The following is a 17,197-nucleotide window of genomic DNA, read 5'->3' on the forward strand; positions in this document are numbered from 1 at the left end:
GGTTACCTTATGAAATTTTACTTGTCAGTGGCAAAAATTATCGCGGTATTGACGTGGAGATACGCCTAAGTGTTTTCGAAAATGGTGGCGTAAGTTACCAGCGCTGGAAAACCCTGTTCTACTCGCCACTTCTTCTATGTTTGCTCCGGACTCTTCTATTAATCGCCGGGCTAAGACTATTCGTTGTGAAATGAGCCATTCTTGAGGGCTGACGCCAAGCTGTTTGCGAAACGTGCGGTCAAAGTTACGTCGCGACATCGTTGCTTGGTCAGCCATAGAATCAATGCTGATTTCTCCATCAAGTTTTGCCAGCGCCCACTCAATCGCATCAGACACGCGGTTTGGTCTCACTTCCACTGGCGTCTCGACGAATTGTGATTGTCCGCCTTTACGATGCCCAGAGAGCACCAGTCTGCGGGCGATGCTGTTGGCTCTAGCACTGCCATAATCTTCTCTTATTACAGCTAGACCTAGGTCGATGGCTGCGGAGCTCCCTGCAGAACAGCCGAGGTGTTGGTCTAGGGTATACAACACATTGGGTGCGTAATGAGTGGAAGGGAAGATTGACCTGAACACACTCTCGTATCGCCAGTGCGTGGTGGCCATTCGGTTGTTCAATAATCCTAAATAACCGAGTAAAAATGAACCAGAGCAGAATGAAAGTATGCGTTTTTTCATTTGCTCAGACTCTTTAATCGCCTTTGCTAATGTGGCGGGGATTTGCGATTTTTGAACAGGCCAAGATGGAATTACTAACATATCAAACTCTTCTAAAGTTGTGATTTGTCTAGCCGTTATCTGAACGCCAGCGATTGTTTTAAAGGGGCCTGATTCAAAACATACCACCTCGGCCGAATAGCCGTCACTAAACTCCGGTCGGTGCAATCCAAAAAGTTCGGTAGCGCAGCCTAATTCAAACAAAGCGATATCTGGGTGAGCCAAGATGGCGACTTTTACATTCATGGCTGGATATTATCGTAAACTGTCCTTTAAGCCAATTGTCGAATCTAGGTAAATGCAACAAACTGGTACTCGTACTAACCAATTCATCATCACCGGAGTAAATCATGGTATCAGCTGTAGCAAGACCGCCAGCGGCGGCAAGTAAAGAAGCACTGGAATATTTTAGTAAGTTATTGGAATTCGAGACAGATTGTTGGGACACGCATCATGCGATCACTAATGATAGAAAAGACTTTGTGTTAATGGACGTTAGGGGGGAAGAATTGTTTGCATCTGGTCACCTTCCGTCTTCGATTAACCTTCCGCATAGCCGTATGAATAAAGCCTCGTTGGCTTCATTCAGTGAAGACACACTCTTCGTGGTTTACTGCGCTGGCCCACATTGCAATGGCGCAGACAAGGCGGCCATTAAACTGGCCAAATTGGGGCGGCCAGTTAAAAAAATGATTGGTGGAGTAACTGGGTGGATTGATGAAGGGTTCGAACTGGCGACGTGACCGTCTTTTGGTTTGATATCGAGCTGGTTGGCGAGAATCGGCATTCAACTCAAAAGGCTATCTCCGATGCAAATCCATCGTCTACTGTAATATACTTCTCAGCCTAGGAGGGTGTGGTAAGTTAGGTTGTTCATAGGGTTTGCTATGATCACCATCAACACCGAGTGTCTCAGCGGTTAGATTATAAGCAGTAGACAAGCTGCAAATTAAAGGGGGAGTGGGTTCTGAACATAGTCATCAGTATCGTATCGGCTGTATGGGTCACCGTAAATCTGCTTGTTGGGTTTATTATTCTATTGCCTATTGCCATCATTGGCGCTTTGTTCCCGTTGGCAATGGTTTCCCAGTTTTGCACATGGGCAGTAGATCGAATTTATCGAAATGCCGTAAACCTGAATAGCTTCTGGATGCAAAAAGTTGTCGGTATTGAGCTGGATATTCAAGGAGATGTGGAGTTTAGTCGCTCACCGGTCGTTATCTGCAATCATCAATCATGGTTTGATATTCCATTGGTCCAAGATATCGTGACTCGAGATGGTCCGATAGTGAAATTTTTGGTAAAGCGTGAAATTATTTGGATACCTATTATCGGATGGATATGTCTGGCTCTAAATTTCCCTAGGCTTTATCGAAACAAAGGAGGCGCGACGAGAGAGAATGATTTTTCGATCATTCAAAAGGCTTCTAAGGAGCATGGAGACGAATCTGGTGCGCTATTGATCTTTCCTGAAGGCACTCGATTTACTGAAGCGAAAAAGCAAAAGCAGAACGTCGGCTACGATCATTTAGTGAGGCCACGATCTGGAGGGCTCAAAATGATTCAAAACTTCGTCAGCGCGGATACACCTCTCGTGGATATCACAATCGATTATCATCAAAGCAACGTTAATATTTTGCGATGCTTGCATGGGGATCCTCGAAAAATAACCATCACCTTAAAACAGTACGTGTTTTCTGAAATAGACAATGTTGAAGATTGGTTAAACAGGCGTTGGAGTGAAAAAGATAAGCTTCTTTCAAAAGGGGCGAGATAGTTTTTATCACTAACCCACCCCAGTCATGCCGGTTGTTCGCTGTTTGAGTTAGGCCGCAGGTTTGCGCGAGGCAAGTTCAAGCTTGGATAAGCTGCGGATATCAGCGTTGCCGATACTGGATAGGCTTCGATGAAATCTTGGGTTTATGTTTTGATGGTGTGATAACAGTATCTGCAATACGTCACCATGACCGACGAGCAGTATGGTTTGGTTTCTGTGGGTTTTCTCGAGTGATTCAATCGTTGCTAAACCTCGTTTTAGCACATTTTCAACGGTTTCGACTCCGTTGATGCTCTCATCCGGGTTTGTTACGTCGTTTTGCCATACCGTCTCGTAGTTTGAATGGTCGGATAACTCATAAGCTCCGAAATCTCTTTCTCGCATTCGAGTATCAATAAGAACGTCATTTGAACAACTCAATACACTGCTCATAATTTCTGCCGACTCTCTTGCGCGTTTGTAGTCAGAGGTGATGATGGTGATGTTGGCACTGAGTCTGGTGTTTAGAGCTGAGGCCATGACTTGATCGGCCCCTTTGCTGGTAAGCCCATAATCATTGAGAGCATTATCTGGTGCACTAACGATGAGGCCTCGACGGTTAGCCAGGCTCTCCCCGTGTCGCATCAAATAATATTGGTTGTTGCTTCGCGTAAATGCTTTCATAAATTTTTAACTATGCTGCTTGTAGAGTGGTAGGGTCAGAGGAATGTTGATGGGGCAGTAGGCATTGAGAGCCTAGTACCGAATCAAATATTGGTTGCCAGTTGTTTTGTTGCTTAACGTGATCAAAGCAGGCCGACTGCATGGTGGAGTACTGATCGGGTAGGTGTTGCTTCATCTTATGGTACTCAATTATATGATTGAGCCAATTTTCCGCGCTGTCATCGTCCACGATGCTGCCTGTTTCATTGGCAATAATGATCTCCTTTGGGCCTCCGCTTGTTGTCACCAGGCAGGGTAGGCCGCAAGCCTGAGCCTCCAAAACCACCATTCCAAATGTGTCTGTATGGCTTGGAAATACAAATAGGTCCGCAGATCGATAGCATTCGACTAACTCTTTTGCGTCTATACGCCCTGTAAAATGAACATTACTGACAGTGCCCATTGATTCTTTGAAAGAAGTTAGGTCAGGGCCGTCACCGGCAATGATCCAGTTAAACCTCCCTTTGTGAGTTCGTTCGGCAAGCCTTGCTACGTTAGTAAGTAAGGTTAGGTTTTTATCTGCTGAGATTCGACCCGCAAACATCAATGTAAACTCGCCGTGTAATTGCTTGCGACGAGCCACGGAACAAGTGGCGGATTTAGGATGATATAGGTCGAGATCGAGACCGCGTGGAAAGATCGCTAATTTTCGATCATCAATGCCAGCTTTAGATAGTTTTTTGATGTAGCTATTACTGGGTACAAATACTTGATCTGCTTGCTTATAGAAAGCATTTACCAGCCCATCTGAGAGCTTCGCGAGCATGGGTTCATTGGTCATTCGAATGATTTGCTCAGCAAAGTCAGTGTGGTAAACCATTTTGACTGGGAGATCCATTAATTTCGCACACAGCAGCGCACCCAACCCTAGCGGCCCTGGAGTTGAAATGATGATTTGGTCTGGTTGTTCTAGGCTTATTTTTCTCATCATCGACAATAGCGAAGGAAATCCAACTGTCTGTTGTTCGTATCCAGGCACTTGCACTTCTTTGATGGGAGGTAAATTGAGTGTGTTTTTTGGTAATGCTGTCTTTAGGCTTGCTTGGTCTACGCAAGTCACAAGTTTGAGTAAATAGCCGCGATTTGCTCCATGAGTTGCGATCTGCCGTAGAGAGACGGAAACGCCATTTAAGTCGTCGATGGTGTCGGTAAACCAAAGCGCTTTTTCAGTGTAGTGCTGCTTAGTACCCTCTAGTAAACGACGTTTAATGTTTGATTTTAGGACTTGATGGCGCATCGAGCCGATGAAGGGCGCCGCCAATAGCGTCATGGGGAACAGTGTAGCGAGTCTTTGGAAGCCCTTGAAAATATCACCGCCGGGTAGGTGTTTGGTCAATGCAGTGACAACCGATGAAAACATCTCATCATGCAATTCGTTGATGTGAACGTAAGCATTAGGAATCTTACGTGCCATGTCATGATCTGCGTCTTGGCTAATCTGTTTGAGTAGACGATGCAGTGCATTGTGAGTCTTGTTGTTTTTCTTTTTAAGGTATCTCAGGGACTGACTTTTTTTAAATCGCTTCATTAAGTTTCCCTCTTTGCCTGAGTAAAAAAGGTCAAGGAAATCACTCATTTTTGTGCTCGAGTAACGTTTGTCTCTAGCAAGTCGATAGTCATGAATGTGCTTAATTACCCCAGTAGCGTACGTTTCAAAGCTTCCATGCATTCCGTTACCTAGGCTTTTCTTATTTCGAATGGATTCTAGAAACGTATCCGGACTGTCACTCACACTTTGAGTATAGGCACTGCCAATCAGTATCCCACAGTGGTCGTCAGATCCACCAGTAAAACCCTTAATCCAAGGGTCACTACTCATTGGTTCTAAACCGTGTTTTGATTGTAATTCGTTGAATGAAGATTGACTTAGGTTTTGCAAGTAACGATGCAGTAGAAGGTTGTTCTGAGAATCAGATCCGCCATTAATTATTTCGAATACGTCGAATAATATGACCAGTTTTTCAATATGCTCAAAGCCTAATTTACCATCTTGATCGTAGGTTGCATGAGCGACAGAATAGGCTAGATTTTGCTCTAATATGTAATCTCTTAGCCGGTAGATGTTCATGCGGATGTCCATGATTTCTAGGTATTGCTCTTCATCTAGCCCGTAAACAAGCACGTGAACCTTACAATTATCTTCTGGGAAGAAGGTGGTAACCTCGCAGGACATGAACGTGTCGTTTGGGTACGACTGAGTCAGCTCAAGTGAGCCTCGAATATCATCATGATCGGTCAACGTGACAAAATCCATGCCTCGGCGTTTTGCTTGCCGATACACCGTCTCAACCTCAGTGAAACTTTCCGGCGATTGGTAGACCTTGTGGCCCCATGTGCTGGGGTGGTCTGAATACTTGGAGTGAACGTGTAGATCTGCTTTGGCCATTTTGATATTAGCCTATTGGCTATGCATTAGGGGTTAGGTAGCGACGTTTCTTTGAGTCTTTTATTTTTGTTAGGTCGACTAGGATTAGTCCGTCGATACAATAAGAGAACTCAGGGTCAATATTGAAATCCATGAATTTGACTCCGTCGGAATGACATAGGCTAACGTAATGTTTGAATAGGGTGGGAATACTAAGATCTTGACTCGCGAGCTCTAAGCTCAGTTCTCTTTGAGCTTGATCGAATGTCTTCCCGCGATAGACTTCCGTAACGGCTCTGTTGCACTGATAAGGCATGCGTGATGAGGCATACTCAGCGGCGTTTTCGGGTCTAAAGAAATATCGATATAGACCGATGATTTGTTGTTTAGCAAGCTCTGGGTAGTCATTTGACAGGCTGACTCCACCAAATAGATAGCGGACATGAGGATGCATTCGTAGGTAAGCACCAATCCCTTGCCATAATAGATCCAATCCGCGTTTGCTCCAGTATTTTGGTTGAATGAAGCTTCTACCAAGCTCGATTCCGTACGGGTAAATTTCAGAAAACTGGTTTTCGTACTTGAATAATTCATGAGTGTAAAGTGAGGCAGGTGTTTTGTGCTCCTTCAGTCGAAATGCTTCTCCAATGCGGTATGCCCCCACAATTTCTTGGGCACGTTCATTCCATAGCACGATGTGGCGATAAGTTTTATCGTAACTGTCTATGTCTCTGGGCTTATGGGTACCTTCTCCAACCGCCCTAAAGGTAAGTTCTCGTAATCTGCCAAGTTCCCGTATTACACTGGAATTGATGTGATAGTCGAACAGGAATATTTGTTGGCCGTTATTCGTGGTGCCCAGAAGCTTGGATTTATTCAGTTCCTTTTGTAATGCCGATGGATGTTCAGGAAAGGCGATCATTTTCGGCTTTTCTGTTTTTCGAGCGGTGTGACAATGATGCGCGTAATGTAAACGCGCAGCTAAGTAACGAAGTCTACCCAGAGGCGCGGATGGCAGTTCTGTTGATGCATAGGTTTTTTGCGCATATCCCATATTCAAAAGCCTCTCTTGAATTACTCAGTTTATGTTTTGCTGAGAGTAGGGTTGTATTGTTACTACTCTGTTACTCCTTTGTTATGGTTTCATGACAGACTTATCAGAGCGGCGATGATTCGATCATTGCGTTTTATAAACTGCGGTTTCCCGGTCATCCGTATTTGACTCATTAATTGCTATAAGGAGCCAGAAATCTTGAAAAAATCTTTGACGTTCCTAGACTGACTCACTATAGTGTTCACCCCATGAACGCTACTCCCAAAAAACACCAGGCAGAGGCTGCTGCTCAAAGCAAAGAAAGCCAATTGACCTTGGAATTATTGCAAGCTATTGAGTCCCGTGATGACATAAGTCAGCGGCATTTAGCGCAACAGATGGGTGTCGCACTTGGTTTGGCAAATTCTTATTTAAAGCGTTGTGTGAAAAAGGGGTGGATTAAGGTGTCTTCGGCGCCGGCTAATCGTTACTTTTACTACCTTACTCCCAACGGTTTTGCAGAAAAAGCCAGGTTGACCGCGGCGTTCTTTAGCACCTCGTTTGCCTTGTTTCGTCAAGCTGGCGATGAATATACATTACTCTTACAACAATTAGCTGAGCATCAAAACCCGCGGTTAGTCTTTGTCGGCTTGTCTGATTTAACGGAGATCGCTTTATTACGTGCGTTACAAGCTAACCTGTCAGTAATAAGTATCTACCAACCAAACGCTTCTCGTGAGGAGTTTTTTGGTGTTTCAACCGTCGATAATTTGCCATCGCTAGATGAATTTGATGTGGCGGTGTTCACGTCTATGGAACAAACAACAATATTATTAGAAGAGGTCGAGGCCGTACTGCCGTCTTCTTCTATTTTGGTGCCGCCGATGTTGTTAAAAATGAAGTTTCGTGAACCTGAGCCGCTGTTTGAGCAAGGTCAAGAAAAATCTTTACTCGAGAAGCGAACAAAAGCCTCGTAAACTTATTTTGAAAACGTAAATATGAAAAAGACAGTACTTCTCACTGGCGGAGCTGGTTTTATCGGCTCAGCCCTAGTCCGGTATTTAATTAACGAAACCGATGCAACCGTTATCAATATTGATAAATTAACTTACGCAGGAAGTTTACATTCACTGGGTGGGGCGGATGCCAATGAAAGGCATCATTTTCATCAAGAAGATATCGTAGATGTCGACGCTATGCGTCGTTTAGTTAACCAGTATCAACCTGATCTAATCATGCATTTAGCGGCTGAGTCGCATGTTGATCGTTCGATTGATGGGCCTGGAGAATTCATTCAGACTAATATTATCGGAACATACAACCTATTGGAGGTTGCGCGTGAATACTATGAAGGATTGGATGGAGAAAAGAGAGAGTCATTTAAATTCCATCATATCTCGACCGATGAAGTTTACGGCAGTTTAGGTGAGTCTGGTTTGTTTACCGAAACCACACGATACAAACCCAACTCGCCGTACTCCGCGAGTAAAGCGAGTTCTGATCATCTTGTAAGGGCTTGGAATAAAACCTACAAGTTACCGGTTGTTATCTCAAACTGTTCTAATAATTATGGGCCCTTTCAGTTCCCGGAAAAATTGATTCCTTTGGTGATTCAGAAAGCAATTTCAGGAGAGCCACTACCCATTTATGGAAAAGGCGATAATGTTCGTGACTGGCTTTTCGTTGATGATCATGTCAAAGCTTTATGGCAGATTGTAACCACCGGTGAAAACGGTCAGGTGTACAACGTGGGTGGGCATAATGAAAAAACCAATATTGATGTGGTTAAGACGATTTGCGGCATTCTTGATGACGTAAAGCCGAGAGAAGATGGCGTGCCGTATGAGCAGCAAATAACGTTTGTTGCTGATCGGCCTGGGCACGATCGACGCTATGCTATCGACGCCGCTAAAATTGAAAAAGAGCTTGGATGGACGCCGGAGGAGACCTTTGAGACTGGTATTCGTAAGACCGTTGAATGGTACTTAAGCAGTGCTGAGTGGGTGGCGAAAGTGTCTGGTGAGTACGACGGTGGCCGCTTAGGGGGTTAATAACCCTTTGCTCACATCAGTGTATAACTCACTTAATGTTGTTTCGTTTTTGAACAAGTTATCTTATATAGATAAAGGATAAGAAAAATGCGTGGAATTATTCTTGCAGGCGGGTCGGGCACTAGGCTTCACCCCGTTACTCAAGCCGTATCAAAACAGTTATTGCCTGTGTACGACAAGCCCATGATTTACTATCCTCTGTCTTCGCTTATGCTGGCGGGGATAAAGGATATTTTGATCATCTCAACACCTCAAGACACTCCTCGTTTTCAGCAATTAATGAAGGATGGCTCGCAATGGGGAATTAACATTTCTTATGCCGTGCAACCGTCTCCTGACGGCCTTGCCCAAGCGTTTATTATAGGATCAGAGTTTATCGGTAACGACGATTGTGCTTTGGTGTTAGGCGATAACGTGTTTCATGGTGCTGACCTAAGCAAGAGTCTCAAGGCGGCGGGTGAGTCTAAGAAAGGGGCTACTGTATTTGCTTACCCCGTTCATGATCCAGAACGTTACGGTGTTGTTGAATTTAACGACAAATGGCAAGCTATTAGCTTAGAAGAAAAGCCCGAGCAGCCTAAGTCTAATTACGCCGTTACCGGACTGTATTTTTACGATAATCGCGTTGTAGATGTTGCTAAGTCTATTAAACCTTCACCGCGAGGCGAGCTGGAAATCACCGACGTTAATAAACAGTATTTGGAATGGGGTGATCTCTCGGTCCAGGTATTTGGGCGCGGTCTAGCTTGGTTGGACATGGGAACTCACGAGTCGTTGTTACAAGCATCCATGTTTATCGAAACGATTGAGAATCGCCAAGGATTGAAGGTTGCCTGCTTAGAAGAGATTGCCTACCGTCAAGGATACATTGGCGACGAAGAATTAGCTAAGGCGGCAAGTCAGTACAAGAAAAGTGGCTATGGTAAGTATCTTCAAATGATTCTGGATAATAAACATCAGTTCCCAGAAATCGATTAATCAAACCTAGAATACAACCGTATTCCCATTAGATTCAATTATGTTATCCGATCTATTAAGTCACAAGTATCTGTTTTTGCAGATGTTAAAGCGTGACATACAACAACGTTATCGTGGGTCCCAACTTGGTTTTCTTTGGGCATTTGTGTACCCCATTCTAATGTTGATGGTCTACACCTTTGTGTTTGGCTTCGTCATGAAGGCAAAATGGGGGGTTGCGGGTCAAGATAATTTGGCTTTTGGGGTGATTTTGTTTGCAGGCCTGCTTTGCCACACCTTATTGGCCGAAGTAATGGTCGGCGCGGTTGGGTTGATTACCGGTAATTCTCAATACGTGAAAAAGGTGGTGTTCCCGCTGGAAATTCTGAGCGTGGTTAGCTTAGCTAACGCTCTGTTTCATTTGTTACTCGGGCTGATTATTTTGGTTGCAATCAATCTGCTTACGGGAAACCAGCTCTATTGGACCATACTACTCGTGCCCGTGGTTTTGGCCCCTCTTGCGATATTTTTGCTGGGTGCCTCGTGGTTCATATCGGTGCTGGGTGTTTACGTGAGGGATCTCGGTCAAGTCATGGGTGTGTTCATGACCGTATTATTATTCATGGGGCCGATTGTGTATCCGCTGAGTCTGATCCCAGAACCGATGCAGCCGTATGTTTATTGGTTGAATCCGTTAACGGTGGTGGTCGAGCAATTTAGAGCCGTTGTTTTACTTGGTCAAATGCCGAATTGGACTGACCTTGGAATATACACGTTTTTTGCCTTCCTAATGCTTTTTGTCGGGCAATGGTTTTTTAAACGAACTCGAGAGGGCTTTGCTGATGTCATCTAGTAAATTAGGCCCCGTCGAGAACCCAAAAAACATCGAGGCGAGGTCGTTTGGAGAGTCCAACTCTGCCGTGAGTAAGTTTGCGGATTCTGAGCCTGTGATCAACGTTTCCCAAGTCACGAAATGTTATCAAACCTATAAAAAACCAATTCACCGACTATGGCAGAGCTTTAATAGCGATAAGCAATATTATCAAGAGTTCTGGGCTTTGAAAGGCGTGGATTTGGTTGTTCGTAAAGGCGAGACCGTGGGCATTGTCGGAAAAAATGGATCTGGAAAATCCACGTTATTGCAGATTATCGCTGGGATCTTGCAGGCGACTTCTGGTGAATTCCAGACTCATGGCCGTATCTCCGCTCTTTTAGAATTAGGCGCCGGATTTAACCCTGAGTTTACGGGAATGGAAAACGCTCGGCTTAACGCTTCCATTATGGGGCTTACGCGCGATGAGTTTCATGAAAAGCTTCCTGATATCGTTGAATTTTGTGGGCTCGGAGAGTTTTTGCATCGCCCCGTTAAAACCTATTCGAGTGGTATGTTCGTTAGGCTTGCATTTGCCGTGGCAATCAACATGAATCCCGACATACTTATTGTCGATGAAGCGTTGGCGGTGGGTGATGTGCGGTTTCAACAGAAGTGCTTTCGCCGACTGGACCAATTGAAAGAACAAGGGGTGTCAATTTTGTTTGTAACCCATTCAACTGAAAGCGTATTAAAGTATTGTGATAGAGCGATCATGCTCGATGGCGGCGAGCTTAAGTTAACGGGCTCACCCAAACAGGTTGTACAAGCCTATTTGGAAATGATGTTTGAGTCTGATGCCGTCGTTAAAGAGTCGATATCGATTGATGCCCAATCCTACAGTGTTGAATTTGACCCAACCGTCGATAATTGCGTTTCTCAACCTACTTACAATGTGAACGAACACCGTTGGGGCGACGCTCGTGCAAAGATATGTAATTACGAGGTGCTACAAAACGGCGCCATAACCAGCGGTCTTATGCAGCGCGGAGATGAGATGGTCGTGCGTGCGTCGGTTTTGTTTGAGCACGACATTGATGATTTGATTTACGGCATTACCGTCAAAATGAATGACGGTAATCAGATTTACGGGACTAATTCTCGACTGAAAGGAAATTTGGCTACCTCCCAGAAGGCGGGAGATCTAGTGTCACTAGAATTTAAATTAACCCTGAATCTGCTTGCCGGAGACTATTTCGTTTCACTGGGTGTGGCTCAGGATCACAGCGTCAAAGACAACATTGCCATTGATCGACGTTACGACATGATTCACATTCATGTTAGCGAAACTCTAGATGCCTTTGGCGTGGTAGATCTGAATGGAGAACTTGCGTTAATCGATAACACGGACGGTGAGTCCGAAGAGAGTAAATGATGAGTCGAAATTCGATCTCAGTAGCCGCTTATAACGAGTTTGTTGAGAACTCTCAAGGTGTTTATCAGCGATCCAGTGATGCGCGCGATTTTAATTACTCTGATGGTGAAAGTTCTGAGCGGATGCTAGATGACATTCTCGAGGTCGCACAAGACCTGAGCAGCGAGTCGACTGAACTTCAAAAGCACATTGTAGATTGGCCTACTGAATACCATTTGTCATCCACCAGAGCTAATTTACTGCGCGCTCTGAACCTTGATGGCGTGACTCGGGTACTAGAGTTAGGGTGTGGTTGTGGTTCAATTACGCGTTACCTTGGAGAGCAGGAGGGCATGCGGGTGGATGCAATCGAGGGTAGTCCTGTTCGCGCGGCCTTAGCTAAAAAGAGATGTCGTGATTTGGATAACGTTGAAATTTGCAGCGCGAATTTTAATGATATTGAGCTTCCGAAAGATGAGTATGACTTGGTGTTGTTTGTTGGCGTCACCGAATACGCGGGTCGATTTTCGTCTGCCGAGACAGATGAAGAGGCGTTACATGACCTATTGGCTATGGGCAAAGCAGCGTGTACCGAGAACGGCGTTGTTTTAGTTGCGATCGAAAATCGTTTAGGAATGAAGTACGCGCTCGGCGCCAACGAAGATCATTATGCTGTTCCGTTCATTGGATTGGATAATTATCCTAATTCAACTGGGATCAAAACATACAGTAAGCACGATTGGCTGACCTATATTCGCGACGCCGGTTTTGATAATCATTCTCTTTTATTGCCCTTCCCAGACTACAAAATTCCTCATTTGGTCATGCACGAGTCGTGCGATGACGAGCAAGTCGGTAACGCGCTAAAAGAGGTGACGTCGCGAGATTATAATCGCCCGTTTTCTTTAGGAGAAAATGAGCACCGCTTATGGGAGTCTCTACTGCAGGCGGGCACTTTGCCAGAACACAGTAATTCCTTTTTATGGTTGTTGGGCAGCGGTGAGAATGCATTACAAAAGATGGTTAAAAAGACTTGTACGTCGTTTGATATCCCCCAATTGACCTATGATCTACCTTCTGAACCAAAGCCTGTAGAGGTGATGAGAGAGCAAGATGTGAAGCTTGTTGAGCATCTTAACGCTCAAATTACCCAGCTACAGACTCATTCAACAAATTTGGAAAATAAAGTGCAGTTAATGAGTAACTCGATTGGTTGGAGGATCTTAAATGGTCTACGGCGCTTGCTTCGAAAAAACACACTTTGATCCGTTTTTATGAATATTTTAAAAACGCTTGTTAAATTGAATAACAAGCTAGAAGCAACGTGGTCCAAGGTCGATTTTTTGAAGATACCAGTCGAAATACGGACTGGGTGGTACGTTTGTGAATTCACCGTTCCGGGAACCTTAGACCATTTGCCTCGTTTGGTGGTCACCAACGATGAAGGTAAAGAAGTCAGTAGACATTTAGTTGGTGTACACGCTGGCAGAAATCGGATGATGTTTTATTTGCCTGAAGGCAATTTAACTGCGCATAGCCGCTCTATAAATTTTGAACGTTTGGCTCGTGTGTCGAACATCGAAGCTCGATGTCGAACATGGCTGATTTGCGCTCGTTATTTACGTGACTTTTTTAGTATACGCTCAGCCCTGAAAATGATTGCGCTCCAGTTTCAGGCGCCGTTTGAACGGTCAAACAGTCTTTTACGATTCTATGCACCGGATGCAGGCACACAACACTATCTTGAAAATGTCAGTTCATGGAATCGTTTTAAAGGCTTTAGCCCACGACTCTTTGCTCCATTTGTAGGGAGCGCCAAAATTGCAGTTCTAATCGAAGATCAATGCCAGCGAGAGTCACTTGACCTACAAATAATCAGTCCAGATTGGATTCTCTGCCTGAATGAAGATAACGTTATTCCGCAAAACGCAGATTACATTTTGCCATTGCGAAAGTCCGAAATCCTTCAACCGGCCGCCATCCTAATGCTTAAGCGAGCGATAAAAAAGGCACCTGAATCACCTGATTTAATCTACACGGATCATGACTATGCACCCAGAGATATTGCTAATGAGATAGAAGGTCAGACGCAGATAAGTGCCCCCTTGCCTCCTGTGTTTAAGCCACAACCGAGCCGGGTCTATTTAGCTTGTTTTAATTATCTAGGAGCCAGCACGCTTTACTCAATTGACGCCGTCTCAGGTAGATTACTTTCCGAATTATTAAATGATGAGCACCGCTACTTCCTGGCATTGGAGTTGTTTAAAGACCGATCTAAAGTGATGCATATTCCTGAGGCGTTGTTTCGAAGCGATAGGGTAACCGAGGAGCTCACGCCTGAACCGAGGTCGAGTGAGTCTGCGTGGCCTGGTATGCAATGGCTGCGCCGACATAATTACAATGTTCTGGTTGCGGCGCCAGACGCCAATGAAGGACCTTCGGTTGACTTGGTCATTCCCACACGTGACGGGTTATCTGTGCTCAAGCCCTGTATTGATGGAATCCTTGAGAAGACCGAATATCGTAATTTCAAGGTTATTGTTGTCGATAACGGCAGTGAGAAGTCTGAAACGTTTGACTATTTCAAATTGATCGAAAAAGACCCTAGAGTGACCGTCGTTACCTATCCTGGGGAATTTAATTACTCAGCGATTAATAATTTTGCGGTCGAGCATGGTGATTCCAAATATGTGGGCTTGATTAACAACGATATTGAGGTCATTAAGGGTGATTGGTTGACTCAAATGATGGGATGGGCTCAGCAACCTGAAGTGGGTATTGTCGGAGCGAAGCTCTTGTTCTCAGACGGACGCGTACAGCACGCCGGCGTTACAATAGGCATGGGGAACGCGGCAGGGCATATTCATCGCTTAGAAGACGGGCAATCGCCGGGTTATCAGATGCGTTGCTTGGCCACTCAGAATATGATGGCGGTGACGGCGGCTTGTTTGATTACGCCGAGAGATCTGTTTGAGAAGATTGGAGGGTTGGATGCCCAAGCGTTTAAAGTTGCGTATAACGATATAGACTATTGTCTTAAGGTCGAAGCAAGCGGTAAAGACGTAATTTGGACTCCTGAAGCGATTTTGTATCACCACGAATCGGTGAGCCGCGGAGACGATATGTCGGCGCCGCATGTGGAGCGGTATTTCCGAGAATTAGGGACACTGCAAAGCCGTTGGAAAACGAAAGGCTTTGTCGATAAGTACTACAGTAAGCACCTTAGAGTGGGTGACGAAGGGGTTTACCCAAAGGTTGAAGCTGAGCAATCAGATCAATTGATTTATCTCTCCGAGCAATAGCGCGTCGAATCTCGTATAATTCGCCGATCAACATGAAAATGGCGTATTCGCCTTTAATAAAACTTATTTCAGCTAAATCAGGGTAATCCGATGGACGTTTCAATTGTCATTCCATTTTTGAATGAAGAACCAAATTTAAAGCCATTGTGCGAAGAGATAAAGGGTGCAATGGACACCACTGATAAGAGCTACGAAGTTCTTTTTATCGATGATGGAAGCACCGACGGCGGGGTTAAGGTATTAGAGGACTTTCGCAGTGAAATGCCTCAAATTAAAGTAGTGAGCTTTCGCCGCAACTTTGGGCAGACCGCCGCCATGGTGGCAGGCCTAGACTACGCTGAAGGTGATATTGTGGTTACCTTAGATGCTGACCGACAAAATGATCCAGCTGACATTCCTAAGATGGTGGCTAAAATCGAGGAAGGGTATGATATGGCGTGCGGTTGGCGTTTTGACCGTCAAGATACTTACCTATCCCGTAAGCTGCCATCTATGCTGGCGAATCGATTGATCTCGAAAATAACCGATGTCAGCTTGCATGATTATGGTTGTACCTTGAAAGCAATGCGCAAGGAGTTAGCCAAACGTGTCACTCTATATGGTGAGATGCACCGATTTATTCCAGCCGTTGCCAGCGGTGTTGGAGCGAAAATTGCCGAAGTGAAAGTGAATCATCGGGCGCGTACAGCCGGTGAATCTAAATATGGAATATCCAGAACATTCAGAGTGGTTCTGGATTTAATTACGGTGAAGTTCTTGCTTCGTTACCATGCTAGGCCTTTGCATTTCTTTGGCATGCCTGGGCTGGCTCTAGGAGGCGTTGGCGGTTTGATGCTTACGTATTTAACGGTAGAAAGGTTGTTTTTTGGCGTTCCTTTGGGCGACAGGCCGCTTCTTATTTTTGCCTTTTTGCTTATTGTAATTGGGGTTCAGTTTATCTTATTTGGATTGATAGGCGAGATGCAGACGCGAACCTATTACGAAAGTCAGAATAAGCCAATTTATCACGTCCGACGAACGGTTGGGATTGACGCTAACGAAATCACCTGAGTCACCTTAGGCTTCGCCGATTGCGTGACATTTGATACCGACCATGACAAAAACGAGTGCCGTCAAAGACCGTTCGACGAAGGAGGTTTCAACGTCATCAGATAGTTCACGGCAAGTGTTGGCGGTGATAGTCACGTTTAATCCTGATCTTTCGGCACTGTCAAACCTCGTCAGCGTCTTAAAGTCTCAGGAATGCGAGATTCTGATTGTAGATAATGGTTCCTCAAATCAGGTCAATATTATTGACGCTGGATTTGACGTCAATCTAATTTGTAATGTCGAGAATTTGGGGCTTGGTGCTGCGCATAATCAGGGTATCGACTTTTGTGAGCAAGCCGGTTGCCCGTATCTATTGATACTCGACCAAGACAGCGTTCCGCTTGATTCTATGGTGCAAAAACTGATTGTTGTTCATCAAGAGAAGTCTAAAGAGGCTAAGGTGAGTGCTGTTGGCGCTTGTTATCTTAATAGTCAGAATAATAGCGAATCGTTCTTTGTTCGATTTGGTTGGCTAAAGTTTCAGCGTGAGTACGCTTTGAGGCCCATCGTACCGGCCGATTTTTTAATATCGTCCGGTAGCTTGTTCAGTATTGATACATTGCATTTGGTTGGACGGATGGATGAAAGCCTGTTCATTGACCATGTTGATACCGAGTGGTTTCTAAGAGCGGCAAGTAAAGGTTATCAGGCGTTTGGTGCGAGCGAAGCACGCATGAGCCATGGTCTAGGAGAGCAAACTCATCGAGTCAAAGTGGGCGGGCGTGAGCGAAACGTTCCTCAACATAAGCCGTTTCGTTATTATTATATTTTTAGAAACAGTGTCTGTTTGTATCGACGGCGATACGCCTCATCGCTCTGGAAGTGGAATGATCTGCAACGGCTTGCGATGATTTTTGTTATGTTCGGCCTATTGAGGACTCCTCGTTGGGCTAATTTGAAGATGATGTTTCTTGGGGCATGGCATGGTTTTAGCGGAAAATCCGGAAGAACGGACTTTTCGGAACCCCATAATTAGGCA

15 protein-coding genes are annotated in these 17,197 nt (G+C 44.9%); 11 read left to right on the forward strand and 4 right to left on the reverse strand.

Annotated features, from left to right (window positions below; all coding sequences use genetic code 11):
* Window positions 1–24: 24 nt before the first annotated feature.
* Window positions 25–963, reverse strand: a complete 939-nt coding sequence (locus ABWW54_RS13655) for a helix-turn-helix domain-containing protein (protein ID WP_353412914.1) — start codon at window positions 961–963, stop codon at window positions 25–27.
* Window positions 964–1,067: 104 nt separating this feature from the next.
* Between ABWW54_RS13655 and ABWW54_RS13660 the strand changes: the two genes are divergently transcribed.
* The gene (locus tag ABWW54_RS13660; RefSeq protein WP_353412915.1) at window positions 1,068–1,460 is read left to right on the forward strand and encodes a rhodanese-like domain-containing protein; all 393 of its coding nucleotides are present in this window, start codon (window positions 1,068–1,070) and stop codon (window positions 1,458–1,460) included.
* A 296-nt stretch (window positions 1,461–1,756) separates the two neighbouring features.
* On the forward strand, window positions 1,757–2,494 hold the full coding sequence (locus ABWW54_RS13665; protein WP_353412917.1) for a 1-acyl-sn-glycerol-3-phosphate acyltransferase: 738 nt from the start codon (window positions 1,757–1,759) through the stop codon (window positions 2,492–2,494).
* A 48-nt stretch (window positions 2,495–2,542) separates the two neighbouring features.
* Here ABWW54_RS13665 and ABWW54_RS13670 read toward each other — a convergent pair whose 3' ends face one another.
* From ABWW54_RS13670 to ABWW54_RS13680, 3 genes are read right to left on the reverse strand one after another with little or no spacing between them, the layout of a single operon-like run.
* Window positions 2,543–3,157: a histidine phosphatase family protein gene (locus ABWW54_RS13670; protein ID WP_353412918.1), complete on the reverse strand. Its 615-nt coding sequence runs from the start codon at window positions 3,155–3,157 to the stop codon at window positions 2,543–2,545.
* Window positions 3,158–3,167: 10 nt separating this feature from the next.
* Window positions 3,168–5,582, reverse strand: a complete 2,415-nt coding sequence (locus ABWW54_RS13675; RefSeq protein ID WP_353412920.1) for a glycosyltransferase — start codon at window positions 5,580–5,582, stop codon at window positions 3,168–3,170.
* A 19-nt stretch (window positions 5,583–5,601) separates the two neighbouring features.
* The gene (locus tag ABWW54_RS13680; protein ID WP_353413028.1) at window positions 5,602–6,615 is read right to left on the reverse strand and encodes a GNAT family N-acetyltransferase; all 1,014 of its coding nucleotides are present in this window, start codon (window positions 6,613–6,615) and stop codon (window positions 5,602–5,604) included.
* Between the two features lie 248 nt (window positions 6,616–6,863).
* Between ABWW54_RS13680 and ABWW54_RS13685 the strand changes: the two genes are divergently transcribed.
* The 9 genes from ABWW54_RS13685 (at window position 6,864) to ABWW54_RS13725 (ending at window position 17,194) form a co-directional block, all read left to right on the forward strand.
* Window positions 6,864–7,571 (forward strand): winged helix-turn-helix transcriptional regulator, encoded by a 708-nt coding sequence (locus ABWW54_RS13685; protein ID WP_353412921.1) that lies wholly within the window; start codon window positions 6,864–6,866, stop codon window positions 7,569–7,571.
* Between the two features lie 21 nt (window positions 7,572–7,592).
* Window positions 7,593–8,645, forward strand: coding sequence for a dTDP-glucose 4,6-dehydratase (gene rfbB, locus ABWW54_RS13690; protein ID WP_353412922.1), 1,053 nt, complete (start codon window positions 7,593–7,595; stop codon window positions 8,643–8,645).
* Window positions 8,646–8,732: 87 nt separating this feature from the next.
* Window positions 8,733–9,623 (forward strand): glucose-1-phosphate thymidylyltransferase RfbA, encoded by an 891-nt coding sequence (gene rfbA, locus ABWW54_RS13695; RefSeq protein WP_353412924.1) that lies wholly within the window; start codon window positions 8,733–8,735, stop codon window positions 9,621–9,623.
* A 40-nt stretch (window positions 9,624–9,663) separates the two neighbouring features.
* Window positions 9,664–10,455: an ABC transporter permease gene (locus ABWW54_RS13700; protein WP_353412925.1), complete on the forward strand. Its 792-nt coding sequence runs from the start codon at window positions 9,664–9,666 to the stop codon at window positions 10,453–10,455.
* The gene (locus tag ABWW54_RS13705; RefSeq protein ID WP_353412926.1) at window positions 10,445–11,848 is read left to right on the forward strand and encodes an ABC transporter ATP-binding protein; all 1,404 of its coding nucleotides are present in this window, start codon (window positions 10,445–10,447) and stop codon (window positions 11,846–11,848) included. The genes ABWW54_RS13700 and ABWW54_RS13705 overlap by 11 nt, the downstream gene beginning before the upstream one ends.
* Window positions 11,845–13,092: a class I SAM-dependent methyltransferase gene (locus ABWW54_RS13710; protein ID WP_353412928.1), complete on the forward strand. Its 1,248-nt coding sequence runs from the start codon at window positions 11,845–11,847 to the stop codon at window positions 13,090–13,092. The genes ABWW54_RS13705 and ABWW54_RS13710 overlap by 4 nt, the downstream gene beginning before the upstream one ends.
* A 9-nt stretch (window positions 13,093–13,101) precedes the next feature.
* Complete coding sequence (locus tag ABWW54_RS13715; RefSeq protein ID WP_353412930.1) at window positions 13,102–15,129, forward strand: glycosyltransferase family 2 protein; 2,028 nt, start codon at window positions 13,102–13,104, stop codon at window positions 15,127–15,129.
* 90 nt (window positions 15,130–15,219) lie between these two features.
* On the forward strand, window positions 15,220–16,179 hold the full coding sequence (locus tag ABWW54_RS13720) for a glycosyltransferase family 2 protein (RefSeq protein ID WP_353412932.1): 960 nt from the start codon (window positions 15,220–15,222) through the stop codon (window positions 16,177–16,179).
* Window positions 16,180–16,222: 43 nt separating this feature from the next.
* Complete coding sequence (locus ABWW54_RS13725; protein ID WP_353412933.1) at window positions 16,223–17,194, forward strand: glycosyltransferase family 2 protein; 972 nt, start codon at window positions 16,223–16,225, stop codon at window positions 17,192–17,194.
* Window positions 17,195–17,197: the final 3 nt, after the last annotated feature.

Source organism: Arenicella sp. 4NH20-0111, from assembly GCF_040366405.1.
Classification (GTDB): domain Bacteria; phylum Pseudomonadota; class Gammaproteobacteria; order Arenicellales; family Arenicellaceae; genus Arenicella.